Raw genomic sequence first — 25,014 nt, 5'->3', positions numbered from 1 at the left:
GATCAGGAGACCTTCCAGCCGGAATGGATCGCCACGATCCCGCCGGATAGCGGCCGGTCGGTGACGTGGCGGAAGCCGGCACGCTCGATCATGCCGCTGAACGCGCCCCGGGTCGGGAATTTCCGGATCGATTCGACGAGGTACCGGTAGGATTCGGCATCCCCGGCGACGCGAGCGCCGATCCGCGGGATCACGTGGAAGGAATAGGCGTCGTAAATCCTGTCGAGCAGCGGGATGTCGACGGCGGAGAATTCGAGGCACAGGAACCGGCCGCCGGGCTTCAGCACCCGGCGCGCCTCGGCGAGCGCGGTCTCGATCCGCGGCACGTTCCGGATGCCGAAGGCGATCGTGTAGGCATCGAAGGCGGCGTCCGGCAGGGGCAGGCTCTCGGCGTTGCCGGTCACGAAGGCGATCCGGTCGCCCGCGCCCTCGACCTTCTCCTTGGCTCGCTCGGCGCCGACGCGCAGCATCGATTCGTTGATGTCGAGCACCGTAACCCGCGTCTTCGGGCCGCCCGCAGCGAGCACCCGGAACGCCACGTCGCCGGTGCCGCCGGCCACGTCGAGATGCGCGAACGGCCGGCCCTGCGGCGGCCGCAGCATCGAGACGAGCTGCGCCTTCCAGGCCCGGTGCAGGCCCGCCGACATCAGGTCGTTCATGACGTCGTAGCGGCGGGCGACCGAGTGGAAGACGCTGTCGACGCGCCCCTGCTTCTCGTCGAGCGACACGCGCTCGAAGCCGAAATCCGCGCCCTCGCGCTCCGTCGCCCCGTCCCCGGCCTTCATGACGCTCCCGTTCCGAGAGCCGTTCCCGATCGCATTGCGCTCGGGAACGACTCCAAGTTCTTGATGTGACGCGCTCGCTGACACCGAACCGGTATCCACTTCGGCGGCGAGCGCTCTAAAGCCCGTGCGTCATAGCGAAGGCTGCGCCCATCCGCCATGCGTCCTAACACGCGGGCGGTGACGGATCCTCAGCCGACGCGGGCGCGCAGCGCATCGGCCACGGCGTTCGCCATGGCGCGGGTGCCGATCGGGTTCGTACCCTCGCCTGCGATGTCGGCGGTGCGCGCGCCGCTCGCCAGCGCGTCCATGACGGCGCCGTCCAGCGCGTCCGCGGCCTCGCCGAGGCCGAACGAGTAGCGCAGGCACATGGTCAGCGAGCCGATCATCGCGATCGGATTCGCCTTGTCCTGGCCGGCGATGTCCGGGGCCGAGCCGTGACAGGGCTCGTAGAGCGCCCAGCGCACGCCGCTGTCATCCACCGCGCCCAGCGAGGCCGAGGGCAGCATGCCGAGCGAACCGGTGAGCATCGCGGCGAGGTCGGACAGCACGTCGCCGAACAGGTTGTCGGTCACCAGCACGTCGAACTGCTTCGGCCGGCGCACCAGCTGCATGGCGCAGTTGTCGGCGAGCACGTGCTCCAGCTCGATGCTGGCATAATGCTCGGCATGGACCTTGGTGACGACCTCCTTCCACAGGACGCCGGACTTCATCACGTTGTGCTTCTCGGCCGAGGCGACGCGGCCGGAGCGCTTGCCCGCCAGATCGAAAGCGACATGAGCGATCCGCTCGATCTCGCCCGTGGTGTAGACCTGCGTGTCCACCGCCCGCTTGGAGCCGTCCGGCAGGGTGGTGATCTCCTTGGGCTCGCCGAAATAGACGCCGCCGGTCAGCTCCCGGACGATCATGATGTCGAGTCCCTCGACCAGCTCGCGCTTGAGCGCCGAGGCGTCGGCCAGAGCCGGGTAGCAGATCGCCGGCCGCAGGTTGGCGAAGAGCTCCAGATCCTTGCGCAGGCGCAGCAGGCCGGCCTCGGGGCGGCTCTCGTAGGCGACGCCCGCCCATTTCGGGCCGCCCACCGCGCCGAGCAGGATCGCGTCCGCGGCCCGAGCCCGCGCCAGGGTCTCGTCCGAGAGCGGGCTGCCATGGGCGTCGAGGGCGCAGCCGCCGACGAGATCGGTCTCGGTCTCGAACGTGGCGAGGCCGGTCTCCTTGAGGGCGCCGAGCACGACCTGCATGCCGCCCGCGACCTCCGGGCCGATCCCGTCGCCGGGCAGGAGCAGGAGCTTGTAGCTGGCCATGGCGGTCTCGCGGGTTCTCTCTCGACGTGCCGGCGGGCTTTATCGAGGGCGAACCGCGCTTGGCAAGGTCGCGGTCGGAACCGGGCCTTGTGTTTCCGCCACACGGGCGCTACCTCTGCCGCCCACCGCGCGGATGCTGCATCACGCCGTCCGCGCCTCACCCGGGAGAGACGAGCCTTGGCCAGAGCCGGCTCAGCGACCGAGACCGCCCACGCCGCTTCGCCGGCGCCGCGGTCGCGCGCGCGTCGTGCCGGGCTTCTCCTTCCGCTTCTGCTTACCCGCCCCTGAGGGCCGTCCGGGCGCGCCTGGGCCTTCAGGGGATTTTTTGAACTCGCGAACCTCGCCCCTTTTGGGCTCCCCGCCGCCCCGAGCCTTCCGCCGGGCGGCCCGCGACAGGGTAACGCCATGACCACAACCACCAGCACCACCGCCCGCGAACGCATCGTCATCTTCGACACCACCTTGCGCGACGGCGAGCAATGCCCCGGCGCCACCATGACCCACGACGAGAAGCTCGCGGTGGCCGAGCTCCTCGACACGATGGGCGTCGACATCATCGAGGCCGGCTTCCCGATCGCCTCGATCGGCGATTTCGAGGCGGTGTCGGAAATCGCCCGGCGCACCAAGCGCGCCACGATCGCGGGTCTCGCCCGGGCCATCCCGGCCGACATCGCCCGGGCCGGCGAGGCGGTGCGGCATGCCCAGCGCGGGCGGATCCACACCTTCGTGTCGACCTCGCCGATCCATCTCGCGCACCAGATGCGCAAGAGCCAGGACGAGGTCCTCGAGATCATCCTGAAGACCGTGGCTCAGGCCCGCGACCTCGTCGAGGACGTGGAATGGTCGGCCATGGACGCGACCCGCACGCCGATCGATTACCTGTGCCGCTGCGTCGAGGCCGCGATCAAGGCCGGCGCCACCACGATCAACCTGCCCGACACGGTGGGCTACGCGACCCCGGCCGAGTACCGCGACATGTTCGCGTCGGTGCGCGAGCGGGTGCCGAACGCCGACCAGGCGGTCTTTTCCGTCCACTGCCACAACGATCTCGGCCTCGCGATCGCCAACTCGCTCGCCGGCATCGAGGGCGGCGCCCGGCAGGTCGAGTGCACGATCAACGGCATCGGCGAGCGGGCCGGCAACGCCGCGCTCGAGGAGATCGTCATGGCTTTGCGTACCCGCGCGGACGTGCTGCCCTACGAGACCGGCATCGAATCGACCATGCTGACCCGCGCCTCGAAGCTGGTGAGCCACGCCACCAACTTCCCGGTGCAGTTCAACAAGGCGATCGTCGGCCGCAACGCCTTCGCGCACGAGAGCGGCATCCACCAGGACGGCATGCTCAAGAACGCCGAGACCTACGAGATCATGACCCCGGCCTCGGTCGGCCTGAGCAAGACCTCCCTGGTGATGGGCAAGCACTCGGGCCGGGCGGCGTTCCGCTCCAAGCTCGACGACCTCGGCCTGCACCTGTCCGACAACCAGTTCCAGGACGCGTTCGAGCGGTTCAAGGCCTTGGCCGACCGCAAGAAGCACGTCTACGACGAGGATATCGAGGCGCTGGTCGACGAGAACCTCGCCACGGCGCATGACCGGATTCGGCTGGTGTCGCTCTCGGTCATCGCCGGCACACGAGGGCCGCAGCGCGCGACCCTGCGCATCGCCGACGAGACCGGCACGCGGATCGAGGAGGCGGACGGCAACGGGCCGGTGGATGCCGTGTTCAACGCCATCACCGCTTTGGTGCCGCACAAGGCCGAGCTGGAGCTGTACCAGGTCCAGGCCGTCTCCGGCGGCACGGACGCCCAGGCCGAGGTCTCGGTACGCCTGCGCGACGGCGAGCGCAGCGTCACCGCCCGCGGTGCCGATCCGGACACGCTGGTCGCCTCGGCCAAGGCGTATCTCTCGGCCCTGAACAAGCTCGCGGCCCACGCGGTGCGGGTTCATGCACAGCACGCGGCGGCGGAATAGCAAAAAACTCGCATCCGGGGGTGGACAGCCCCCGGATGCGTTGGTATCAGCCCGCCACCCCGGACGGACTTGGTGGCCGCCGGGGCGGATCGCAGATGCGATCGGGCGCATAGCTCAGTTGGTAGAGCAGCTGACTCTTAATCAGCGGGTCCTAGGTTCGAACCCTAGTGCGCCCACCAAGATCCTCGAAGACCTCCCTTAGAAAATCAGCCCTCGACTTGTACCGGTGTGCCGTGTGGGTCGTTTTCGTGCCCCGTCTCCGGCGGCTGGATGCTGAATGCCGAGGTGGCCGTGCGGCCATCGCCGCGGCCGCGCTCATGCACAACGAAATCAAAACTTGTGCGATAGGGCCGAGGATAATTGCTATCGCCTGATCAATCTAGATGTCGTAACTATCTCCGCCTGAAAATGGTCTAGCCGTCGCATGTCGACGGCAGAATGCGGAGAAGTGTCGATTGGTTCGTTTCGCCTCGATTGTCGCCGCGGCCGGGGTTGGCGCCCTGGTGACGTGCGGGTCCGCGTGGGCGGGATCGGAGATCACCGTCGCGGCGATCGCGACGGGCCGGCTCTACATCGTCGGGACGACGGAGGGTCCGCGCAGGCCCGTGGTGCTGGAGAACAGATTCCGCACCGAGTCGGATGACAAGGGCACGTTCCAGTACGAGCTGATCTACCATCCGGCCCGGTGCATCGTCTCCGCGACGATCGACGGCAAGACCGTCGAAGCGGTCGTCAGCAATTGCAGCCAGCATTGTGAGGTCGTCCCGCAGAGTGCAGCCGCCGCCGGCCCGGCAGCGGCCGTGCCGGTGCCGGGGCAGGGGGGACCTGCGGCCGCAGCGGGCCGGACGCCGCCGCGATCGCCACAGCACAACCGGGCCGCCATCGCGACGCCGCCGGCCCGGACCGGTCCGGCAGCCGAGCCGTCCGCCGCCCCTGCCGGTCAACGGGCCGGTGCCCCGAACAGAGCCCGGATCGAGCGGCCACCGAGCCCGCCGCAGCGGTCCGTCAGCCCAGCACCGCCGCAGGCCCGAGCCGTCCAACCGGTCAAGCCGGCCCGGAAACCCCGGCCAGCGCCGCAAGAGGCGCCGGACGATACCGGTCCGCCGATCGCCGATTGATCGGGCGTTCCCCAAGGGCCGCGGGCGACATCTGGGTTCCTCGCCCATCAAAACCGCTCGCTCGTCGGCGCCGCGCCCTCTGCGGCGATCCGGCCGACAGCGTAGCCCATCGCGGGGGCCGGCCTCGAAAAACCCGCCGCGCCTGAGGGAGACCAGAGAAGTGGGCACCTTCGGAATCGGTGAAACCCGCATCACCGCCGCCCAAGCCCGCGGGACTGTAAGAGCGCGATGCAGATCGGAAAGCCGGCGAGGCCGTCATCGCCTCTACGAAACACATTTTATGAAGCCGGCAATGGGCGTCGAGGTCATGCGCGATCCAGACCTGCGGATGACGCGATCGTTCGCCGCGACATTTTAACTCATGTAAGAATAACGACTTCAGTTAACGTAAATATCTCTAATAAGCTCTATATTTACCCCATTAATTCAGTCTAACAATATAAAAAAACAATTGTTGAAGAAATATCTCACTGCAACTTGTAATTTACAACTTACCCTGTCAGCGCTACCATTTCCAGGGAAGGCGAGAGATAATCCACCGATCCTGAATTCGAAATAACGGACCGACCTTCGCCTCAATGAAGACCATTTTTTCGGCCCTCGGAGAACAGTCGGATACAAATTTCCAACTCTGGAGAGATTTCGCTCGCGATCGACTGATGCCGGCCGAGCTGTACCGGGTCGATGATGGTGTATTTCGTGGCCTGTTCGAAGGTACCGATCTCGGATCGCTGCTGATTACCCGTTCGACGTTCAGCGCCGTCCGCGTCGAGTCGACACCGACCACGCTGCGTCGGAACGACAAGCGGGACACCTTAGCCGTCACGATCAAGCTGTCGGGCACGTCGAGTTGCGAGCAGTTCGGACGCCAGGCCACCGTGCAGGCCGGCGAGATCATGGTTCTGGATCGGGCCAATCCATCCGTCCGGCAGACGTCCGGATCGTCCCAATCCCTGCTCCTGGAAATTCCGCGCGCTCGCATGGAGAACCTTCTCGGCGACGCGCGCCACTTCTCGGCCCTCACCGTTGGAGCGGATCTCGGCAGCACCAAGCTGGTGACGACGTTCCTGGAGACGCTGCTGCGGGTCGAGAACGCCTTCACGCCCGATGCGGCCAAGCGGATGTCGGCGATCGCCGTGGACCTGATCGCGGCCAGCGTCGCCGAACGCTTGGCCAAGGAAGTGCCCAAGCCCTTGCACGGCACCGTCGTGGTCCAACGCGCCAAGGCCTACGTCGAGGCGCACCTGGGCGACTCCTCTCTCGATCCGCCCAAACTGGCGACGGCAGTGGGGGTGTCGCTGCGCCGGCTCCAGGAACTTTTCAAAGAACAGGGTCAGCACATTTCGGACTGGATCTGGCAACGTCGCCTGGAGACTGCAGCCAAGCGTCTGACCGACCAAGGCTGCCGCCATCTTTCCATCGGCGTTCTGGCCTTCGGCTGCGGCTTTGCCAGCCAAGCCCATTTTTCCCGCCGGTTCAGGGACCGATACGGGATGGCGCCAAGCGACTTCCGGCATCTGGCTGACGCGGCCGATCCAAAAGCTTGAGCCTCGACCGGGCTGTGGCGGCTCGTTCGAGGCTGGGCCGGGGCGGTATCCGCGCTGTCGCGGCAGCCTGAGCATCACGCCACCGTGCGCGGCCTGAGCACGGATATCGCGGCGCGCCTGACGGGAAACCATCAGGTCACGTCCCAGGTGTGCCGGAGCACGCCCATCCTGAAAGCTTGGGCATACATCAGGGTCACACCGCGAACACAGTCGCGGACCTGATGGAGACTTCCGATGACCCTCGCTGCCCGCCTCACCCTCGCCGCCGCCGCGACGCTCGCCACCGTCGCGATACTGGCCGGCACCTATGTCCAGGCCATGAGCCTCGCCCTGCCGGCCCACTTCGCCTGATGTCGGCAGATCCCGGCGACGGAGCGCCCGGTAACCCGACGCCCCGTCGCCTCTGAAAATGAATGCTTCGCATTCGGGGAGCTGGCGATGCACAGCCTCATGAATTCAGTCATGACCGGCGCCACATGGGTCGCCGACGCGCTCGATGATCTCGTCGCGGACGTCATCAGCGGCTTCGGGAATGCGGCCCCGCTCATCGCACCAGGCGATGAACGGCCTCTCGAGGATCCATCAGCCCCCACGCCGTAGCGAGAGCACCCGCAACGACATCGCCGGACATGCCGGCTGACCGAGCTACGATCACGATCCTTGATCGGCCCTGTCGATCGCCGAGCCGGCGGCCTGGTCCTGTCCCTCGCGATCGGGAATCCGGTAGCCGCGCTCCCAGGTGCCGTGCGCGTCCGAATTCTCCGGATACGGGTTGGCCGTGATCGGATCCCCGCGATCCCGGGCGTGGCGCCCCTCGTCGCTGATTGCGGTGGGTGAACGAGTCGACATCGTCACGGCATGACCCTCCGGGTTATGATTCTGGTTCGGCCAGAGGCTTTTCGAGGCGCCCCCACACGGATCAACGGAGGATCGCCGCCGGGCCGGCATCCGAGCGCGCCCCCGATCCGGTCACGCGCCACACCGTGCCGCCGGCATCGTCGGCGATGAGCAGGCTGCCCTGGGTATCGATCGCCAGCCCGACCGGCCGGCCACGGGCCTGATTGTCGGCATTGACGAAGCCGGTGACCACGTCCCGGGCCTTGCCGACGGGCTTGCCGTTCTCGAACGGGATATAGACCACCTTGTAGCCGTTGAGCGGATCGCGGTTCCAGCTGCCGTGCTCGCCCACGAAGGCGCCGCTCCGGTAAGCCTGCGGCAGGCCGGTGCCGGTGGCGAACGCCATCCCGAGCGGAGCGACGTGCGAGCTCAGCGAATAGTCGGGCATGATCGCCTGGGCGACCAGTTCCGGGCGCTGCGGCATCACCCGCGGATCGAGGTTCTGGCCCCAGTAGCTGTACGGCCAGCCGTAGAAGCCGCCCTCCTTCACCGAGGTCATGTAGTCCGGCACGAGGTCGGGTCCGAGCTCGTCGCGCTCGTTGACCACGCACCAGAGCACCTTGGTCTGCGGCTCGAAGGTCAGGCCGTTCGGGTTGCGCAGGCCGGTGGCGTAGAGCCGGTGGGCGCCGGTCGCCCGGTCGATCTCCCAGATGGACGCGCGGTCGGTCTCCTCGTCGATCCCGTTCTCGGTGACGTTGCTGTTCGAACCGACGCCTGCATAGAGCTTGGTCCCGTCGGGGCTGGCCGTCAGGCTTTTGGTCCAGTGATGGTTGATCCGGCCCGCCGGCAGCTCTGTGAGCTTGGTGCCGGGTTCGGTGATCCGCGTCGTGCCCGGCTTGTAGGGGTAGCGCATCACCGCGTCGGTGTTGGCAACGTAGAGGTCGTCCCCGACCAGCGCCATGCCGAAGGGCGCGTTCAGCGTGTCGAGCAGGACGGTGCGCAACTCGGCCACGCCGTCGCCGTCGGCATCACGCAGCAGGGTGATGCGCTGGCCCGGCTTCTCCGGCGGATGGGACAGGCCCTCGAGCCAGCCCATGATGATCTCCTTGGGCCGGTTGATCGGCGGGGTCGGGCCGCCGCTCTCCGCCACCAGGATGTCGCCGTTGGGCAGGACCAGGACCGAGCGCGGGCTCTTGAGGCCCGTGGCCAGGGCCTTCACCTGAAGTCCGGCCGCGACCTGCGGGGTCTCGCCGTCCTTCCAGCCGACCGAGCGGGAGACGTGCATCGGCGGCAGCAGGTACTGGTGCAGCGCGGGCAGGGGCGGGTTCGGCCCGACCTGGGTCTGCGGGTCGATCGGATCCGGTCCGCAGGCGGCCAGCGGCAGCAGGGCAGCCCCGGCGAGAAGGTGACGAAGCCGACTCATGCGCGCTCTCCCGGCCGAACGCCGACTCGGTGACGATGGATCAAGGTGGCACCGTTCCAGCCGGTGACCATCAGGATCAGGACGACCAGGGCCGAGAGGATCAGGCCCGTCGGCACGACGGATGTGTAGGCGTCGCGGCTGTGAACGAAGGCGTTGATGATCGCGAGGATCAGCGCAACCGCATTGCCGGCCACGTGGATCCAGGCGGGCTTGAGCCGCCGGATGCTCCGATCCCCGAAGAAATCGATCGCGCCGGCCAGCGCCGTGAACACGGAGGCGACCAGCCCGACGGTCAGGAGCCAGACCGAGAAGTTGGCCCATTGCATGTTGGCCGTCGACCAATACGCGACATCGGTCACGAGGGTCCCGACGAAGCAGACGATCGGGATCGGCACAAGCATCGGATGGATGGGATGGCCGGCGATGCTGGCGGTCGATCGCGGGTACATTTCGGACACAGCGATCCTCGTCATACGATCACATCGTTTAGCGAGGATTCTACCGCGCGCCGCCGCAAAGGTTCCGCGTAGGGCGTCCCTGCGACAGGGCGAACCGCCGGGACGAGGGCGGCCAGATGAGTCGGTCCGGCAAGCTGGGCCGACGCGAGGGAGCGGCGTGCGGCCCCGCACCGTCGAACCGTGAAAACTGTGTCGTTTTCTAAGATCAGCGCCCGGCACCACTATTGCCGAGTCTGCTCAGCATCGCCATTTCTTGTCTCATAAGCGGACAAGCGGCGACGTGCAGTCCAGGATTGAGCCAATGGCCGCTGCAACAGTAGAAACGCCACTCGATGTCGGTGGCCCAATCAGCCGCCGGGCAGCCGCGCTCGGCAACGTCAAATGGTTTCGTGCCCTCGCCTGGCGAGCGCAACGCGATGGCGGTCCGCAGGCCGCCTTGCGCGCGGCCAATGCCCGGGCGGCGGCCCGCATCATCCTCCGCCAGGCGAAACGCGACGCGCTGGTCAGTCAAATCGCGCGCGAGGCCCTGCAAGGGGATCGGGCATCGTCCTGACGCGCGACCGGCGCTTGCGACAGGGTCGAGGCCGTGATCTCGGATATGAGATTCTGGCCATCGCGACGCGGAAGGCACGTCCGGCCGCTGCGCGATGTCGCTTCCGGAGCAATGAGGCTTCTCGGTCTCGATCTGCGCTTCATCGAACGGCCGGGAATCCTCGCAGAGCCGGGGCTGCGGCAGTGGCGGCACTCCGCTTGCCGGCAGCCCTGGCCAAAGATCAGCGCTTGAACTTGCCGTCGTACTTGAACTCCGGCGCGGATTTCAGCTGATCCTTGGTGGCGCCGATGATCGCCTTCCACTTCTTCGCGTCGGCATCGTAGCCGAGGGCAACGGAGGACGGCGCGACGGCGACGTAGCGCTCGCCCATGCCGAGGAAGCCGCCGACGGAGACGATGTAGCCGACGAGCTTCTCGTGGACGATCGCGAGGTCCTTGATCTCGCCGACGGTGTTGTTCGCGGCGTCGGTGATGTTGAGGCCGATCAGGTTGTAGCTCAGCACCGCGTCCTGCGGCACGCTCTCGAACTTCGGGGCCACCGTCGGGGGCGTGTCGTTGGCGGCGAGGGCAGGGCCGGCCAGGACAGCGGCGGCGAGGGTAGCGAGGACGAGGCGGCGCATAAGGATCTCCAGTGGCCCGGAATGGGCGCCTGGAAAGTGCCGGCCCGGTCGCATCGTTCCGCCCTCTCGCAGAAATGTTAATGCCCGGAACATGGAACCGATCGGATCCCCCAGTTGGGCATCGCCGGGTCTCCGCGCGGCATGACGGCCCAAGGCGATTGTACGGGTCCACGGCCGGGACAGTTCAGCTGGACCGCGCCCGAACCGTCCCTGGCGGCAAGCGGCCGCTGGACGCATGTCACGGCCGGATGATGACCGGGGGACACGGACTGTGAAACAGGGAGAGGTCGTGAAGGCGTTGCCGGGCGGCGCGGGCGTGAGTGCCGTCACGCGACAGTCGGGCGCCTGGATCGACGGGCTGATCGGCGTGGCGATCTTCAGCGCCTCCCTGGTGGCGACCCGCCTCGCGCTGACCGGGATGGACGCGCTGTTCCTAAGCGCGGCACGGGCAGCACTCGCCGGCCTCGCGGGGGCGGCTGCGCTGCTGGTCCTGCGAGAAGCGTGGCCGCGGAGACGCGATCTCGGTGCGCTCGCGATCGTGGCCGGCGGGGTCGTGGTCGGATTTCCGCTCCTGACCGCGCTGGCCCTGCGCACCGTCGGCGCAGCACACGGGACCGTCTTCGTCGGCTTGCTGCCGCTTTCGACCGCCCTGTTCGGCGCCCTGCGCTCGGGCGAGCGCCCGTCCGCGGCCTTCTGGGTCCTGTCGGTGCTGGGTGCGCTCGTGACTGTGGGCTTCGCCGCCCGCGGGCTCGACGGGCCGCCGGGACCGGGGGACGCCTTCATGCTCGCGGCGATCCTGGTCTGCGGGCTCGGCTATGCGGAGGGCGGAATCCTGGCGCGGCGGCTCGGCGGTTGGCAGGTGATCGCCTGGGCGACGGTCCTGTCCCTGCCGCTCTCCCTGCCGCTGGCGCTGGTCTTGAGCCCGGCCGATCCCGGCGCGATCCCGCTCCCGGCCTGGGCCGGCCTCGGCTATGTGGCTCTGTTCAGCATGCTGATCGGGTTCGTGTTCTGGTACCGGGCGCTCGCCCGAGGCGGCATCGCGGCGATCGGGCAGCTTCAGTTGCTGCAGCCGTTCCTGGGGCTCGGCGTCGCCGCCCTGGTGCTCGGCGAGCGGATCGAGCCCGCGATGATCGCGGCGGCCATTCTGGTCGCCGTCTGCGTGGCCCTGGCGCGACGCTTCGCCTGAACCGGGTTCAGCCGGCCTTGGCCACCACCTCGATGTCCCGGTCGAGCCCGCTCTCGACCTTGAACTCGCGGGTATAGACCTGCCCGTCATGGCGGGCGATCAGCACGTAGTCGCCCTCGGCCAGGGTCACTTGCGGAAACGCGCCGATCGCCTCGCGGATCGTGTCGCCGCCGGGCGTCAGCACCGAGAAGGCGGTGCCGGCATAGGCCTCGGCCCCGGGGGCAGCGACCAGCTTGAGGGTGACGGTGGCCGCGCGGTGGTTAAGCGTCGCCTCCGTGACCTTCCCGTTCTCGACCCGCAGGTCGGCCCGCTGGATCGCGTTCGACTCCCCATAGGTCGAGACCACGTGATACGTGCCCTCCGGCAGGCGCAGGATTTCCCCGGCCTTGATGCCGGAGCGCACCAGCCGGCCCTCGGAATTGGTCCCCACCGGCACGAACACCGAGAACGAGACCTGCGCGGCCGGGATCTTTTGGTCGCCGACCGCCCCGGCGAGCTTCAGGGCGCCGGCCGCGACCCGGAGGGTGTCGGTGGCCGGCTGGCCGCCCATCACGATCCGCTTCGAGGCGCTGGCGAAGCCGTAGGTCACGGTCGCCACGTAGGCGCCCGGAGCGAGCGTGAAGTTCGGCTCGGCCTCGGTGGAACGGCCGACGATCGACGGCCGGGTGCCGTCGCCGCGATCCTCGTAGATCCGCCAGGCCAGCCCCTGGCGCAGGGGCACGCCCGCCCCGGATAGAAGCGCCGACAGGGACAGCTGCGCCTCCGGCTCGGCCGGCGGCATGCTGGGTGGCAGGCTGGGGCTGGTGATCGACGGGGAGGGCAGGGGATCGCCGAGGCGGTTCTGGAACACGCCCTGCTGCGCGAGCGCGCTCGCCGGCACGAGATGGGCCGGCAGGAGAATTGCCACCGCCATCGTGGCAAGCCTCGTGCGCATCGGTCGAATCCTCATCAAGCCGTATCCGGGCCCGCCTCTGCCTTCGGACCATGGCGACGGCAAGGCCGCACGCTCTTCCACCGCCGGGCCCTGCATGCCACATCCGGGTGCCGATCTCCCAGCGGGACAGGACGCATGAACGCCACCCTCGACCTCCTGACAACGCGCCGCTCGGTGCCGCCCCTGCTGCTCGACGGCCCGGGGCCGGACCGCACGCAGCTCGAGACCATCCTGACTGTCGCCTCCCGGGTGCCCGATCACGGCAAGCTGGCGCCCTGGCGGTTCATCGTTATCGCCGAAGCGGCCCGGGAACGGGTCGGCGAGACCATCGCGGCCACGTTCGCGGCCGACAATCCCCAGGCGACCCCCGAGCGGCTGGCCCAGGAACGCGGCCGCCTGATGCACGCGCCGCTCACCGTCGCGGTCGTTTCCCGCACCGGCCCACATATAAAAATCCCGGACTGGGAGCAGTTGCTCTCGGTGGGCGCCGCCACGATGAACCTCGTGATCGCGGCCAACGCCTCCGGCTTCGCCACGTCCTGGCTGACCGAATGGTACGCCTACGATCGCCGGGTGCTGGATGCGCTGGGCCTCGCGCCGTCCGAAAAGCTCGCTGGGTTCGTGCATATCGGCCGGGCGCGCGAGGTACCGTCCGATCGGCCGCGGCCGAGTCTTTCCGAGATCGTGACCTATCTCTGAGCGAGACCGACCTCAGAAGGCGCACCCGTGCATTACGATCTCGAAGCCCCGCGCGAGGCGCGCGCCCTGCCGCACAACCCGCTGAAGGCGATCGTCGCGCCGCGGCCGATCGGCTGGATCAGCGCCATGAGCCGGGACGGCAAGCTCAATCTCGCGCCGTACTCGTTCTTCAATGCGGTTGCCGACAACATGGTGGCGTTCTCGTCCTCGGGCCGGAAGGACGCCATGACCTTCGCGGAGGAGGGGGCCGAGTTCGTCTGCAGCCTGGCGACCTGGGACCTGCGCGACGGGATGAACGATTCCTCGGCGCCGCTGCCGCGGGGCGAGAGCGAGTTCGCCTTCGCCAAGCTGGAGACCGCCCCGTCGCAGAAGGTGCGTCCGCCCCGGGTGGCGGCCTCGCCCGCCGCTCTCGAATGCCGCTGGCTCCAGACCGTCCCGCTGGTGCCGCTCGGCGGCGGCGAAGCCGAGAACTTTCTGGTGATCGGGCAGGTGGTGTCGATCTACGTCGACGAGCGCTTTGTCACGGACGGCATGGTCGACACGGCGGCGATGCATCCGATCCTGCGCGGCGGCTATTTCGATTACTTCCGTGCCACCGCCGACACCCGGTTCCAGATGCGCCGGCCGAAGGGCGCGGCCGAATTCACCGGGTCCTGAAACCAGATATCGCGGCGCAACGTCGATTGAGGAGTTGTTTACCATAAGCGGCGCAGGTTCACGGTGTCCTCAGACCCCGTGCGCGCCCGGATGTTCCTGTTCACCACGCCGTCCAGCCCACCGGAGAGCAGCTCGCCCGCGCAAGGACGAGCGGCGTCGGGCGCGGCCGCCTCCGGGCCGGTGGTCCAGGCGATCCGCGACGGCGCGATGGCGAGCGGCGTCGGCTTCGACTACCTCCTGGCCACGGCCCGGCGGGAATCCGCCCTCGATCCCGCCGCCAAGGCCGGGACCTCGTCGGCCACCGGCCTGTTCCAGTTCATCGAGCAGACCTGGCTCGGGGTGATGAAGAATGCCGGGCCGAAACTCGGCCTTCAGGCGCATGCGGACGCGATCACCCGGCAGCCGGACGGCACCTACACGGTCCCGGATGCCGACCAGCGCCAGGCGATCCTCGATCTGCGGCGCGATCCGAAGATTTCCGCGACGCTGGCCGGAGCCCTGACCCAGCAGAATTCCGACGCGCTTGCCGCGGCCCTCGGGCGCGACCCGACATCGGGCGACCTCTATGCGGCGCATGTCTTGGGGGCCAAGGGCGCGGCCGCGCTGATCTCCACCGCCCGCGCCTTCCCGGCCCGGGCCGCCGCCCTCGACCTGCCGGAGGCGGCCGCCGCCAACCGGGCCCTGTTCTACGACCGGGCCGGCCGGCCGCGCAGTGCCGCCGAACTCTATGCCAGCCTGTCGGCCGCCGCGCAGGGCGCCGCCGCTGCCACCGACCTGACCGCCCTGCGCCAGGACGGTGCCCCCGCCACCCAGGCGGCCACCGCCTATGCCAGCACCGCAACGGCGTTCGGCGGCAGCTCCGACCTGCGCAGCCTGTTCCAGACCGATCAGCGCGGAGCGGCGTCCGACGCGGTGGCGCGCCTCTGGCAGGCCCGCAACGCGGCGCCGCCGACCCAGCACGCCGCGCCGACCTATTTTCCGCGTTCGGGCGCCGAACCTCCACCAAGCATTGCCGCGATTGAGCCGGCGACCACAGGCGCCCTCGCCGAACCAGCGCCGACGCCGGCCGGTCTCGCCCTCGTCAACCCGCCGCTGCCGCCCCGCCGCCCGGCCGATCTCGCCGGCGCGGGATCCACCACCGGCACCAGGACCAGCCTGTTCGCCCCCCGGAGCGGCCCATGATCATCCGCGAGTTCCTGGCCTGGACCCAGAACGCCTCGGCCGGCCGCCGAGCCGAGGCCACCACCGCGCTGGCGCGGGCGTACCTCTACGGCGACCTCTCCGCCGACGAGGCCTGGGAGGCCAAGACCGCGCTGCTGTCGCTGCTCGACGATCCGTCTCCCTTGGTCCGCCGGGCGCTCGCCGAGACCTGCGCGGCCTCCGCGCGGACACCGCGGCCCCTGGTGGTCGCCCTGTCCTGCGACGTGCCCGAGGTGGCGCGTCTGGTCCTGGCGCGCTCGCCGGTGCTGACCGATGCGGATCTGGTCGATGCCGCCGCTTTGGGCGACGAGGCCACCCGGGCGGTGATCGCCGCCCGCCATCATCTCTCACACGCGGTCTCGGGGGCTCTGGCCGAGATCGGCGATTTGGACACCCTGGTGGTGCTCGCCGGGAACCCCACGGCGAAGATCACCGCCGGCCGGATGCTGCGCATGATCGAGCGCCGCGGCGACGAAGCGCGCTTACGCGAAGCGCTGTTGCGCCGACCCGACCTGCCGCCGGAGGTGCGCTACGCGATCGGACTCGCGGTGGCCGAGGCCCTGTCGCTGTTCGTCACAGACCGCGGCTGGCTCGGCACCGAGCGCTGCGACCGGATGCGCCGCGAGGCGGGCGAGCGCGTGGCCCTGGAGGCCTGCGATCAATCCGGCGCTGCCGGGGTCGCGCGCCTCGTGACGCATCTGCGCACGACCCGCCAGCTCACCGCGGGCCTGATCCTCCGGGCCGTGCTCTCGGGCCGGACCGACTTCGTGCAGGCGGCGCTGGCCGACCTGTCGGGCCAGGATCATGTCGGGATCGCCCGGGCCATGCGGGAGCCGCGGTCCTTCGCCGAGCTGCACCGGAAGGCCGGGCTGCCCGACGCGCTGCTGCCGGCGATGCAGGCGGCCCTTTCCGCGCGGCAAGCAGCCGGCGGACCGACCGGCCTGCGCGGCGCCGGCCTGTCGCGCCGGATGATCGAATCCGCCATCGACGCCTGCACCGACCTGCCGGCGCCGGAGATGCACGCGGTGGTCGCGCTGCTGACCCGCTACGAGGCCGAGGCCGCCCGCGACGAGGCCCGCGAAGTCGCCCGAGCCGTCGCGGCCGAAGCCATGGCCCGGGAAGCCGTCCGCCGCGACGCCGAGGCCACGGATGCCGCCTGGCGCGCCGCCCTGGAGAGCCAGCGCCGCACCGCCTTCGCCGAACCGGAGAACGCCGTCGAAGTCGTCGCGCCGGCGCCGATCGAGACCGCCGATCCGGTGGTGTTCGAGGCTGCGCAAGGCGAGCCGGCGGAGGCCGAAGTGCCCAACCCGGTCGGCGCGATCCTGGATGCGCTGCCCGAGCAGATCCTGGCTTGGTACCGCACGGAGCCGAAGGAGGAGGATCCTGAAGTCCAGGCCGCCATGCAGGAAGTCCTCGACGGGCTCGGCGCCGACCTGCTGGATCAGTTCCGCGCCAGCCGCGACACTGCTGATGCGGGGTCGGACGAGGTGATCCGGATCGCGGCCTGACCGAAGCCAGGAACCTATCGCTGGTCTACACAACCCGCTCCGTCATTCCGGGGCCGCGAAGCGAAGCCCCGGAATCCAGAAACGCAGGTGTCGCACGGCCCTGCATCGGCGGTGGATCTGGATTCCGGGCTCGCCTGCGGCGCCCCGGAATGACGGCTTAAAAGCTTCAGCCTCCGTGCGATGTCCGGGCCGTCGAGTGAGTTGGATGTCGCCCGGCGCAAACGGGGCGAGGGACACGGCCGTGACTTTGCCTATTCGGCCGCCCGCCGCTCGACCGCGTCGACCAAGCCGAACCGGTCGATGCTGTCCTCCAGCCGCAGGGCCGCGTTGATCAGCGCCATGTGCGAGAAGCCCTGGGGCACGTTCCCACGCTGCTCGCCGGTGGCCGCGTCGATCTCCTCGGCGAACAGGCCGACATCGTTGCCGCGCGCGATCAGCCGCTCGAACACCGCCTTCGCCTCGCTGGTGCGGCCGTCGAGCGCGAGGCAGCCGACCCGCCAGAACGCGCAGGCCGTGAACGTGCCTTCATCGCCCTTCAGGCCGTCATCCATGCGGTACCGGTAGATCAGGTCGCCGTCGCCGAGTTCCCGCTCGATCGCCTCGAGGGTCGCGCGGGTGCGCGGCTCGGACGGATCGAGCGCTCCGAACAGGGCGACGCGCAGCACGGCGGCGTCGAGGTGGTGGGATTCGAAGGCGCCGGTATAGGCCTGCTTCTCCGGGCTCCAGCCCTTGTCGAGATACTCCGCCCGGACCTCGGATGCGATCTGCTCCCACGCGGCGATCTTCTCCGCGGGGACGCCCTTGATGTTGCGGCCGATCCGGGCGGCGTCGGTCAGCGCCACCCAGATCATCGCCTTGGTGTGGACCTGGTGGCGTGGCCCGGTCCGCAATTCCCAGATGCCGTTATCGGCGTCGTGCCGGTGGCGGATCGCCCGGGCGGTGAGGTTGTCGAGCACCTCGGGCAGGCGGTCGTTGACCTTCTCGGGCGGGTCGTAATCGACCGCCTCCAGGAACACGCAGAGCGCCCGCAGCAATTCGCCGTAGATGTCGTGCTGGTCCTGGGCCTCGGCGAGGTTGCCGATCACCACCGGGCCGACGCCGTTCCAGCCGGCGAGGTGGTCCAGCACCTCCTCCGACGGCATGCCGTCGCTGATGCCGTACATCAGCTTGGTGTCGCGTCCGTAGGACCCGTCCCGCTCGCGCAGGAAGCGCAGGAACTCAGCGGCCTCGCGGACATAGCCCAGCATCACGAAGGCGGTGACCGTGAAGGCCGCGTCGCGCATCCAGGTGAAGCGGTAATCGTAGTTGCGGTCGCCGGGCACCGCCTCCGGCAGCCCCGCCGTGGCCGCCGCCACGATCCCGCCCGTGGGCGAGTAGGTCAGGAGCTTGAGGCACAGGGCCGAGCGCATCACCTCATCCCGGTAGGCGCCCTGATAGGAATTGCGGGCGCTCCAGCGGCGCCAGTATTCGGTCGTGGTCTCCAGGCGGCGCTGGGCGCCGGCGAAATCGTCGATGCAGGCGTCCTCGTTGTCCTCGCCATGGGTCAGGACCAGATAGGCGGTCTCGCCCTCGGTCAGACTGAAGGCGACCTCGGCCTCGTCGCCCGCCAGGTCCGGCTGCGGGAAGGCGTTGACGCGCAGGCGGCAATCTCCGGCCTCGAACAGGACGGACCGGCCTTCGACGATCGGCGTGCAGGGGCGGCGGGCGTAGTCGAAGGTCGGGCGCACCACGAACCGTCCGGTGATCTCCCCGCTCTCGCAGGTGAGCAGCCGGATCAGCCGGCTCTCGCCCTCGCCGTCGGGGCCCTCGTCGGGCTCCGGGCTCGGCGGGCTGACCGGCATCAGGTCGAGCAACCGGGCGCGCCCGGTGGCGGTGGTGAAGGTGGTCTCCAGGATGTTGGTGTCGGGCAGATAGCGGCGTTCGGTGCCCTCGAGCCCCTCGAAGGCGAGGCTGCACGCGCCGCCCTTGTCGTCGTCCAGGAGCTTCAGGAACAGGGCCGGCGAGTCGTGGCGCGGCCAGCACAGCCAGTCGATCGAGCCGTCCCGGGCGATCAAGGCACAGGAATGGGTGTCGCCGATGAGGGCGTAATCGCTGATGGGCTTCGACACGGGGCTTCCGAATGGCGGCTGCGCCGATGGTGCGGCGCAAGAGAGATCCCGATGAGGTAGCCAGACCGGACGGGGCGGGGAGTCCGGCTCGACGATTCGCCGCACGGAGCCGCGATCGATCACGCCCCCGGTCGCGGCAGCATCCGGTCGCTGATGATCCGCCGCTGGATCTCGCTGGTCCCCTCGAAGATCGTGGTCAGGCGGGCATCGCGCCAGTAACGCTCGACCCGCCGCTCGGTGGTGTAGCCGTTGCCGCCGTGGAGCTGCATCGCCTGGTTGGTGACGCGCACCGCCATCTCGGTGGCCAGCAGCTTCACCATCGCGGATTCGCTCTCGGCCGCCTCGCCCTGATCGAGGAGGTGGGCGACCTGATGCCAGAACGCCCGCGCCTGGGCGACCTCCGCGGCCATGTCGGCCAGCGCGAAGCGCAGGGCCTGGAAATCGCCGATCGGGTGGCCGAACTGGACGCGCTCCTGCAGGTAGGCTTGCGTATCCTCCACGGCCGCCCGCGCCACCCCGACCGCCCGGGCCGCCGTGTGGACCCGGGCGATGTTGAGCCCGCGCTGGACCGAGGCGAAGCCGCCGGAATCGGCGTCCGCCCCCTGGTCGCCGTAGAGGCCGGTGAGCCGGTCGCTCTCGGGCACGCGCACGCCGTCGAGATCGAGCTCGAAGGTCTGGAATCCGTGATAGCCGATCTTGTCGATCACCCGGCCGGTCATGCCGGGCGGGAAGCTGTCCCGGTCCTTCACCACCAAGAACGGCTCCAGGCCGGCCGAGCGCGATTCGCCGGGCTCCGGATCGCGGGTGCGGGCCAGGACCTCGACGAAGTCGGCACCCTTGGCGAAGCCGGCCCAGCGCTTGGTGCCGGTGAGCACCCAATCGTCGCCGTCCCGCACCGCCCGGGTCTGCACCCCGGCGAGGTCGGACCCGGCATTGGGCTCCGACAGCGAGATCGAGCCGATCCAAGCCCCCTTGGCCGAGCGCCGCAGCAGGTCGGCCCGGCGCTCCGGGTCGAGGGTCTGAGTGCCGAGCCCCTGGCCGCGGGCCAGGATGCTGCCCACCGACAGCCAGGCCCGGGCCAATTCCTCTGAGACCAGGCAATACTCGAACACGCCGAGGCCGAGGCCACCCTGCGCCTCGGGAATCGTGATGCCGAACCAGCCCTTCTCGGCCATGGTGTCGATCAGCGACCGGGGCATCTCGGCCTTCTGCCGGTCGAGCTCGTCGGCGAGCGGCAGCACCGTGTCGCGGGCGAAATCACGGGCCTTGGCCTGGAGCGCGGCCCGCGCGGGCGTGTGCCACGGCGAGGCCAGTTCGGGCGGCTTCGGCGCGATCGGATCCGGCTTGGCCGCCTTGGTGGTCATGGTCTCTCCCGGAATCCATTCGCCGCCACAGCTACGGCTGTGCTGGAAACACGCGCTTACAAAATGGTTCCCGCGCGCATCTTCGAATAATCGCCGCTTCGGCGCATAATCACCTGATGACGCTCGCCGATCCGCTCGCCGATTCCTGCGCGATGACCGCACCCGCCACACCCCACATCCTCGTGGTCGAGGACGACCGGGAGATCTCGGCCCTGGTCGCCCGCTACCTGCGCGGCAACGATTGTCGTGTGACGCTCGCGGGCGACGGCGCCGAGATGGACCGGGCGCTGGCGGAATCGCGCATCGACCTGATCGTGCTCGACCTGATGCTCCCGGGTGAGGACGGGCTGAGCCTATGCCGGCGCCTGCGGGCCTCGTCACAGATCCCGATCCTGATGCTGACCGCAAAATCCGAGGAGGTCGACCGCATCCTCGGCCTGGAGCTCGGCGCGGACGATTACCTCGCCAAGCCGTTCAACCCCCGGGAACTCTTGGCCCGGATCCGGGCGATCCTGCGCCGGGTCGCCGCCGAGGCGCCCGATCCGGACGAGCGCCGGCGCCTGCATTTCGCCGGCTGGACGCTGGACGTGTCGCTCCGGCAGGTTCTGTCGCCGGAGGGCGCCCGGATCGCCATGACGGGCGCGGAATTCGACCTCCTGCACGCGCTCTGCCTGCGGCCCGGCCGCGTGCTGTCGCGGGACCAGCTCCTCGATCTCACCCAGGGCCGCTCGGCCGGGCCGTTCGAGCGCAGCATCGACGTGCTGATCTCGCGCATCCGCCAGAAGATCGAGCGGGACACGCGCAACCCCGAATTCATCCGGACGATCCGCTCGGGCGGCTACCTGTTCACGCCCGAAGTGACCCGGTCATGACCGCGTTCCAGCGCCTGCGCGCCCGGCTGCGTCCGCAGAGCATCGCGGGCCAGATCGCTCTCTTGGTCGTGGCCGGGATCGCGGTGGCCCATATGGTCGCCACCGCGGCGTTCCTGCTCCTGCACGAACCGCAGAACCCGGATACGCTGCCGGGCGTCGCCGCGGGCCGGTTGTCCACGCTGGTGCGGCTCCTCGACGAGGCGGACCCGGCCGTGCGGCCGGCCCTGCTGGCGAGCGGGCGCAGCCTGCCGCTGGTCCGGGTCGAGGCCTGGGACGGGACGGTGCCGCCGGGCGCGGCGCCCGTACCCAACCTGCCGGTCATCAACCGCCTGCGCGTCGGCGCCGGCCGGCCGGTGACTGTCGTCGATCTCTCCACCATCGATCCCGAGCAGGCGCAGTCGGACGGGTTGCTGCATATCGGGGTGGTGACGCCGACCGGGGCGACCCTCCAGGCCACGTTGCCGAACGGCCCCCTGCGCCCGCCCCGGCAGGGGGCTTTGATCTTCACGGTCGTGTTCCTGGCGCTGACCCTGGCCCTGCTCTGCGTCTGGGCGACCCGGGCGCTGACAGCGCCGCTGGCGCGGCTCGCCGGCGCCGCGGAGGCGTTCGGCACGCGGGACGACCACGTCGCCCTGCCGGAGGCGGGGCCCCGCGAGGTGCTCGCCGTCTCCCGGGCGCTCGACCGGATGCGCGCGCGCGTGCGCCGCCTGATCGACGATCGCACCCAGATGCTGGCCGCGATCAGCCACGACCTGCGCACGCCGATCACCCGCCTGCGCCTGCGCGCCGAGTTCATCGAGGACGAGCACACCCGCACCGCCACCCTGCGCGACCTGGAGCAGATGAACGGGCTGGTCGAGGCGGCGCTCTCCTTCGTGCGCGATGGGCAGACCCGCGATGCCGGCAGCCTCGGCCTCGTGGACCTCGCCTCGGTGGTGCAGACGGTCTGCGACGACTTCTCTGATTTCGGCGCGGCGGTGAGCGTCGGGCGCAGCCGCCACGTCCTGGTGCAGGGGCGGCCGGAGGAATTACAGCGGGCGATCACCAATCTGGTGGACAACGCCGTCAAGTATGGCGGACGGGCGGAGGTCCGGATGGAGACCTCCGAGCGGGGCATCCGGGTCTGCGTGCTCGATCAGGGGCCGGGCATCCCCGATTCGGAGCGCGACGCGATGCTCCAGCCCTTCGTGCGCGGCGACCGCGCCCGCAACCTCAACGAGGCCAGCGGCTTCGGCCTCGGCCTGTCGATCGTGCTGGCGATCGTCGAGGCGCATAATGGCCGGCTGATCCTGGAGAACCGGCGCGAGGGCGGACTCTGCGCCGCGATCGAATTGCCCCTGGCCGCGCAGGTCTATGCGGGGCGGACGGCGCAGCCGGCATCACCGCTGCCGGCCCGGGCGGCCTGAGACCGTCCGGGCCGGGGACTTAAGGGGTCGGAGACTTACGGGTCGTATCAGGCCGCCCGGACGTTCTGGAGGAACTGGAAGACCTCCGCGCGCAGCCGCTCCGACTGGGCCGCGAGGTCGTCCGAGGCCTGCGCGACCGAAGACGCGGCCTGGCCGGCATTGCCGGCGACCCGGGCGACCTCGGCGATGTCGGTGGTCATCCCGCTGGTCCCGGTCGAGGCCTGCCCCATGCTGCGGACGATGTCCTGCGTGGTGACGCCCTGCTCCTCGACGGCGGCCGAGATGCTGGTGGAGACGTGGTTCATCGCCTCGATCTGGGACACGATGCCCTGGATCGCCTCGGAGACGCCGCCGGTCACCGCCTGGATCGACGCCACCTGACGGCTGATTTCTTCCGTGGCCCGGCTGGTCTGGGTCGCGAGTTCCTTGACCTCGGCGGCGACCACCGCGAAGCCGCGGCCGGCCTCGCCGGCGCGGGCCGCCTCGATCGTGGCGTTGAGCGCGAGCAGGTTGGTCTGGCCGGCGATGGTCGAGACCATCCCGACCACGTCGCCGATGCGGGTGGCGGCGGCGGCGAGATTTGCCATCGTGCCCTCGGCCCGCTTGGCCTCGTCGACGGCCGTGGCCGACATGCCGGCGGCCTGCTCGACCTGACGGCCGATCTCCTGCACGGTGGCACCGAGCTGTTCCGCGGCGGCCGCGACGGCGTCGACGTTGTCGGCGGTCTGGCGCGCGGCGCTGGCGACGCTGGTCGAGCGCTCGGAGGTGCCGGCCACGGCGGCCCGCATGGTGCCGGACGCATCCTGAAGCGCCGCGACACCCCGGGTCAGCCCCTCGGCGATGCCGCCGACCGAGCGCTCGAAATCGTTGGCGAGGTCCTGCAGCATGACCCGGCGGGCCTGCTCCTCGCGCATCCGCGCCGCCTCCGTGGTCTGCAACTGCTGCGCCGCCTCCTCAAGCGACACGTCGCGGATGGTGACCACGGCGCGGGCGATGTCGCCGATCTCGTCGCGGCGCCGGCTGCCCGGCACATCCGTGAGGGCCTGCCGGTCGGCGAGCGCCTTGAGGGCGCGGGTGAGCGCACCGAGGGGCGACACGATCGAGCGCGCCAACAGCATGCCGAGCAGGGCGGTTCCCCCCAGGACGCAGAGCCCGATCAGGAACAGGGTGCGCGAGAGGGCCTGCACGGCGTGGATCGCCTCCGCCTGCGACTGCTCGGCCACCACGGTCCAGGGCGCGCCCAGGACGCTGACCGAAGAGGCCGCCGCCATGTGCGGGCCGTCCGCGGCCGGGAACTCGAAGCCGCCGCCGGCCTTGAGGCGGTCCGCCGCGATCCCGAGGGGCGCGAGGCCGTCGCCGGCCTTCACCGCCTGGCTCAGCGGCGGGTTGCTGCGCAGGCGCCCGTCGGCACCGGCGGCCAGGACCTGGCCGGTCTCGCCGAGGCCGGTCCGCTTGGCCAGCGCCTGATCGAACAGGGTCGGCGTCACCCGCATGGCGATGAAGCCGATCCGCTCCGCCGCCTGGGCGGTGCCCATGGCGACGTTGGCCCGCTTGGTCATCGCCCGGCCGATGAAGGCCGCCGGCACGCCGTCTACCGGATAGGCCGCAAAGTCTTCGAACAGGACCGCGCTCGGGTCGGCAGCTTTGAGCCGCTCGACCAGGCGCGCGAGCGCCGTACCCTTCAAGCCGTCCTCCGCCACCGACTTGGCGAAGTCGCCGCCCTTGGTGGTCGTGTAGACGATGCGGCCGTTGTCATCGAGGAACAGCAGGTCGGCATAGCCGGCCTGGGCGACGAGCTTGCGCGCCACCTCCTGGACCTTGACGTGCCGGCGTCCGTACATGCCGCTCCCGTCCAGCGCGACCCGCGCCTCGACGGTCTGCGGCGCCTGGAACGCCTCGACCACCGCAGCCGTCTCCGGCTTGGCCGGGTCGAGGGTCTCGATCAGGTCGGGGAAGTTCGAGACGATCTGCGGATGCCCCGCAGCGGCGAGGAAGTCGGCCTGCATCCGGTCCGCCACCAGCTCGATCCCGTCCCGACGCGCGGCAGCGGCGAGCTGCAAGCGCTCGTTCGCCGCGTCGATCAACCCGGACTTGGCGGAATACCAGCTGAAGCCGCCCATCGCGGTGGCGCTGAGCAAGGCCAATCCGATCGTCATCGCCGGCAGGCGCGCACTCAGCCGCGAAAGCATCACCATGACAGGCCCACAACGTCTTCGGATTGATAAACTGGCGCAACCTTAGGGCAATGTCACTAAAATCTGGTAAACGTGAGACCGAAAGCATGCTTTCGTTGCGTTCAAGCTAATCTATCTGGATAGTAGATCTTCCAATATTTGCCCAACAGCGCCGGGACATAAGCGGGGGCTGCCCTAGATGAATCGCCGAATCCGCATGAATACGGCCTTTGAAAACCGATGCTGCGCGCATGACCTCCCCGTTGGCACCCCGGACGGCCCCGCCCAGCCGGCGCG

Annotated in this window: 22 protein-coding genes and 1 tRNA gene; 13 read left to right on the top strand and 10 right to left on the bottom strand. The window is 69.7% G+C overall.

Annotation, left to right across the window (positions count from 1 at the left end; translation table 11 throughout):
* Window positions 1-2 precede the first annotated feature (2 nt).
* Both ubiE and leuB read right to left on the bottom strand, forming a co-directional pair.
* The gene (gene ubiE, locus MKK67_RS24180) at window positions 3-785 is read right to left on the bottom strand and encodes a bifunctional demethylmenaquinone methyltransferase/2-methoxy-6-polyprenyl-1,4-benzoquinol methylase UbiE (RefSeq protein ID WP_243970276.1); all 783 of its coding nucleotides are present in this window, start codon (window positions 783-785) and stop codon (window positions 3-5) included.
* 188 nt (window positions 786-973) lie between these two features.
* A complete protein-coding gene (gene leuB / locus MKK67_RS24175) occupies window positions 974-2,083 on the bottom strand; it encodes a 3-isopropylmalate dehydrogenase (protein ID WP_243970274.1) in 1,110 nt (369 codons plus the stop codon).
* Window positions 2,084-2,488: 405 nt separating this feature from the next.
* Here leuB and MKK67_RS24170 point away from each other — a divergent pair, with 405 nt between their 5' ends.
* From MKK67_RS24170 to MKK67_RS24150, 5 genes are all read left to right on the top strand, one after another.
* Window positions 2,489-4,054: a 2-isopropylmalate synthase gene (locus MKK67_RS24170; RefSeq protein ID WP_243970271.1), complete on the top strand. Its 1,566-nt coding sequence runs from the start codon at window positions 2,489-2,491 to the stop codon at window positions 4,052-4,054.
* 103 nt (window positions 4,055-4,157) lie between these two features.
* Window positions 4,158-4,233: transfer RNA gene (locus MKK67_RS24165), tRNA-Lys, on the top strand.
* Between the two features lie 276 nt (window positions 4,234-4,509).
* A complete protein-coding gene (locus tag MKK67_RS24160) occupies window positions 4,510-5,172 on the top strand; it encodes a hypothetical protein (protein WP_243970269.1) in 663 nt (220 codons plus the stop codon).
* Window positions 5,173-5,750: 578 nt separating this feature from the next.
* The gene (locus tag MKK67_RS24155) at window positions 5,751-6,719 is read left to right on the top strand and encodes a helix-turn-helix domain-containing protein (protein ID WP_243970267.1); all 969 of its coding nucleotides are present in this window, start codon (window positions 5,751-5,753) and stop codon (window positions 6,717-6,719) included.
* 438 nt (window positions 6,720-7,157) lie between these two features.
* The gene (locus MKK67_RS24150) at window positions 7,158-7,319 is read left to right on the top strand and encodes a hypothetical protein (RefSeq protein WP_243970266.1); all 162 of its coding nucleotides are present in this window, start codon (window positions 7,158-7,160) and stop codon (window positions 7,317-7,319) included.
* A 51-nt stretch (window positions 7,320-7,370) separates the two neighbouring features.
* On the opposite strand, the gene MKK67_RS24145 is transcribed toward MKK67_RS24150, so the two are convergent.
* The 3 genes from MKK67_RS24145 to MKK67_RS24135 all read right to left on the bottom strand — a co-directional run bounded on the left by MKK67_RS24145 (window position 7,371) and on the right by MKK67_RS24135 (window position 9,452).
* Window positions 7,371-7,568, bottom strand: coding sequence for a hypothetical protein (locus MKK67_RS24145; protein WP_243970544.1), 198 nt, complete (start codon window positions 7,566-7,568; stop codon window positions 7,371-7,373).
* 70 nt (window positions 7,569-7,638) lie between these two features.
* Window positions 7,639-8,979: a PQQ-dependent sugar dehydrogenase gene (locus MKK67_RS24140; protein WP_243970264.1), complete on the bottom strand. Its 1,341-nt coding sequence runs from the start codon at window positions 8,977-8,979 to the stop codon at window positions 7,639-7,641.
* The gene (locus MKK67_RS24135) at window positions 8,976-9,452 is read right to left on the bottom strand and encodes a DUF2231 domain-containing protein (protein ID WP_243970262.1); all 477 of its coding nucleotides are present in this window, start codon (window positions 9,450-9,452) and stop codon (window positions 8,976-8,978) included. Before MKK67_RS24135 ends, MKK67_RS24140 begins: the two co-directional genes overlap by 4 nt.
* Before the next feature lie 286 nt (window positions 9,453-9,738).
* Between MKK67_RS24135 and MKK67_RS24130 the strand changes: the two genes are divergently transcribed.
* On the top strand, window positions 9,739-9,990 hold the full coding sequence (locus MKK67_RS24130; protein ID WP_243970260.1) for a hypothetical protein: 252 nt from the start codon (window positions 9,739-9,741) through the stop codon (window positions 9,988-9,990).
* Window positions 9,991-10,210: 220 nt separating this feature from the next.
* On the opposite strand, the gene MKK67_RS24125 is transcribed toward MKK67_RS24130, so the two are convergent.
* Window positions 10,211-10,609 (bottom strand): PRC-barrel domain-containing protein, encoded by a 399-nt coding sequence (locus MKK67_RS24125; protein ID WP_243970258.1) that lies wholly within the window; start codon window positions 10,607-10,609, stop codon window positions 10,211-10,213.
* A gap of 289 nt (window positions 10,610-10,898) precedes the next feature.
* Here MKK67_RS24125 and MKK67_RS24120 point away from each other — a divergent pair, with 289 nt between their 5' ends.
* Window positions 10,899-11,795, top strand: a complete 897-nt coding sequence (locus MKK67_RS24120) for a DMT family transporter (RefSeq protein ID WP_243970257.1) — start codon at window positions 10,899-10,901, stop codon at window positions 11,793-11,795.
* Between the two features lie 7 nt (window positions 11,796-11,802).
* Here the strand turns inward: MKK67_RS24120 and MKK67_RS24115 are convergent, their stop codons facing one another.
* On the bottom strand, window positions 11,803-12,729 hold the full coding sequence (locus MKK67_RS24115; protein ID WP_243970254.1) for a hypothetical protein: 927 nt from the start codon (window positions 12,727-12,729) through the stop codon (window positions 11,803-11,805).
* A gap of 135 nt (window positions 12,730-12,864) precedes the next feature.
* On the opposite strand from MKK67_RS24115, the gene MKK67_RS24110 reads away from it, so the two are divergent.
* The 4 genes from MKK67_RS24110 (at window position 12,865) to MKK67_RS24095 (ending at window position 16,793) form a co-directional block, all read left to right on the top strand.
* The gene (locus tag MKK67_RS24110) at window positions 12,865-13,428 is read left to right on the top strand and encodes a nitroreductase (RefSeq protein WP_243970252.1); all 564 of its coding nucleotides are present in this window, start codon (window positions 12,865-12,867) and stop codon (window positions 13,426-13,428) included.
* Between the two features lie 27 nt (window positions 13,429-13,455).
* Complete coding sequence (locus MKK67_RS24105; protein ID WP_243970250.1) at window positions 13,456-14,085, top strand: flavin reductase family protein; 630 nt, start codon at window positions 13,456-13,458, stop codon at window positions 14,083-14,085.
* A gap of 90 nt (window positions 14,086-14,175) precedes the next feature.
* The gene (locus MKK67_RS24100) at window positions 14,176-15,267 is read left to right on the top strand and encodes a lytic transglycosylase domain-containing protein (protein WP_243970542.1); all 1,092 of its coding nucleotides are present in this window, start codon (window positions 14,176-14,178) and stop codon (window positions 15,265-15,267) included.
* Window positions 15,264-16,793: a DUF2336 domain-containing protein gene (locus tag MKK67_RS24095; RefSeq protein WP_243970247.1), complete on the top strand. Its 1,530-nt coding sequence runs from the start codon at window positions 15,264-15,266 to the stop codon at window positions 16,791-16,793. The genes MKK67_RS24100 and MKK67_RS24095 overlap by 4 nt, the downstream gene beginning before the upstream one ends.
* Before the next feature lie 251 nt (window positions 16,794-17,044).
* Here the strand turns inward: MKK67_RS24095 and MKK67_RS24090 are convergent, their stop codons facing one another.
* A complete protein-coding gene (locus MKK67_RS24090; protein WP_243970245.1) occupies window positions 17,045-18,901 on the bottom strand; it encodes a glycoside hydrolase family 15 protein in 1,857 nt (618 codons plus the stop codon).
* A 119-nt stretch (window positions 18,902-19,020) separates the two neighbouring features.
* Window positions 19,021-20,265, bottom strand: a complete 1,245-nt coding sequence (locus MKK67_RS24085) for an acyl-CoA dehydrogenase family protein (RefSeq protein WP_243970243.1) — start codon at window positions 20,263-20,265, stop codon at window positions 19,021-19,023.
* 116 nt (window positions 20,266-20,381) lie between these two features.
* On the opposite strand from MKK67_RS24085, the gene MKK67_RS24080 reads away from it, so the two are divergent.
* Window positions 20,382-21,137, top strand: a complete 756-nt coding sequence (locus MKK67_RS24080) for a response regulator (protein WP_243970241.1) — start codon at window positions 20,382-20,384, stop codon at window positions 21,135-21,137.
* Window positions 21,134-22,543, top strand: a complete 1,410-nt coding sequence (locus MKK67_RS24075; protein ID WP_243970239.1) for an ATP-binding protein — start codon at window positions 21,134-21,136, stop codon at window positions 22,541-22,543. Before MKK67_RS24080 ends, MKK67_RS24075 begins: the two co-directional genes overlap by 4 nt.
* Before the next feature lie 47 nt (window positions 22,544-22,590).
* Here the strand turns inward: MKK67_RS24075 and MKK67_RS24070 are convergent, their stop codons facing one another.
* The gene (locus MKK67_RS24070) at window positions 22,591-24,738 is read right to left on the bottom strand and encodes a methyl-accepting chemotaxis protein (protein WP_243970237.1); all 2,148 of its coding nucleotides are present in this window, start codon (window positions 24,736-24,738) and stop codon (window positions 22,591-22,593) included.
* Window positions 24,739-25,014: the final 276 nt, after the last annotated feature.

Source organism: Methylobacterium sp. J-072 (assembly GCF_022829425.1).
Lineage (GTDB): Bacteria > Pseudomonadota > Alphaproteobacteria > Rhizobiales > Beijerinckiaceae > Methylobacterium.
Note: the sequence above shows the minus strand (reverse complement) of the source record. Positions and strands in the feature narration are given on the sequence as shown.

Bases quoted from the DNA above. Each gene is read 5' to 3' on its own strand.
- MKK67_RS24115 (WP_243970254.1), bottom strand. From the start codon at position 12,729: ATGCGCACGAGGCTTGCCACGATGGCGGTGGCAATTCTCCTGCCGGCC.
- MKK67_RS24145 (WP_243970544.1), bottom strand. From the start codon at position 7,568: ATGTCGACTCGTTCACCCACCGCAATCAGCGACGAGGGGCGCCACGCC.
- MKK67_RS24135 (WP_243970262.1), bottom strand. From the start codon at position 9,452: ATGACGAGGATCGCTGTGTCCGAAATGTACCCGCGATCGACCGCCAGC.
- MKK67_RS24080 (WP_243970241.1), top strand. From the start codon at position 20,382: ATGACGCTCGCCGATCCGCTCGCCGATTCCTGCGCGATGACCGCACCC.
- MKK67_RS24155 (WP_243970267.1), top strand. From the start codon at position 5,751: ATGAAGACCATTTTTTCGGCCCTCGGAGAACAGTCGGATACAAATTTC.
- MKK67_RS24125 (WP_243970258.1), bottom strand. From the start codon at position 10,609: ATGCGCCGCCTCGTCCTCGCTACCCTCGCCGCCGCTGTCCTGGCCGGC.
- MKK67_RS24110 (WP_243970252.1), top strand. From the start codon at position 12,865: ATGAACGCCACCCTCGACCTCCTGACAACGCGCCGCTCGGTGCCGCCC.
- leuB (WP_243970274.1), bottom strand. From the start codon at position 2,083: ATGGCCAGCTACAAGCTCCTGCTCCTGCCCGGCGACGGGATCGGCCCG.
- MKK67_RS24070 (WP_243970237.1), bottom strand. From the start codon at position 24,738: ATGGTGATGCTTTCGCGGCTGAGTGCGCGCCTGCCGGCGATGACGATC.
- MKK67_RS24100 (WP_243970542.1), top strand. From the start codon at position 14,176: ATGTTCCTGTTCACCACGCCGTCCAGCCCACCGGAGAGCAGCTCGCCC.
- MKK67_RS24140 (WP_243970264.1), bottom strand. From the start codon at position 8,979: ATGAGTCGGCTTCGTCACCTTCTCGCCGGGGCTGCCCTGCTGCCGCTG.
- MKK67_RS24150 (WP_243970266.1), top strand. From the start codon at position 7,158: ATGCACAGCCTCATGAATTCAGTCATGACCGGCGCCACATGGGTCGCC.
- MKK67_RS24130 (WP_243970260.1), top strand. From the start codon at position 9,739: ATGGCCGCTGCAACAGTAGAAACGCCACTCGATGTCGGTGGCCCAATC.
- ubiE (WP_243970276.1), bottom strand. From the start codon at position 785: ATGAAGGCCGGGGACGGGGCGACGGAGCGCGAGGGCGCGGATTTCGGC.
- MKK67_RS24170 (WP_243970271.1), top strand. From the start codon at position 2,489: ATGACCACAACCACCAGCACCACCGCCCGCGAACGCATCGTCATCTTC.
- MKK67_RS24085 (WP_243970243.1), bottom strand. From the start codon at position 20,265: ATGACCACCAAGGCGGCCAAGCCGGATCCGATCGCGCCGAAGCCGCCC.
- MKK67_RS24075 (WP_243970239.1), top strand. From the start codon at position 21,134: ATGACCGCGTTCCAGCGCCTGCGCGCCCGGCTGCGTCCGCAGAGCATC.
- MKK67_RS24095 (WP_243970247.1), top strand. From the start codon at position 15,264: ATGATCATCCGCGAGTTCCTGGCCTGGACCCAGAACGCCTCGGCCGGC.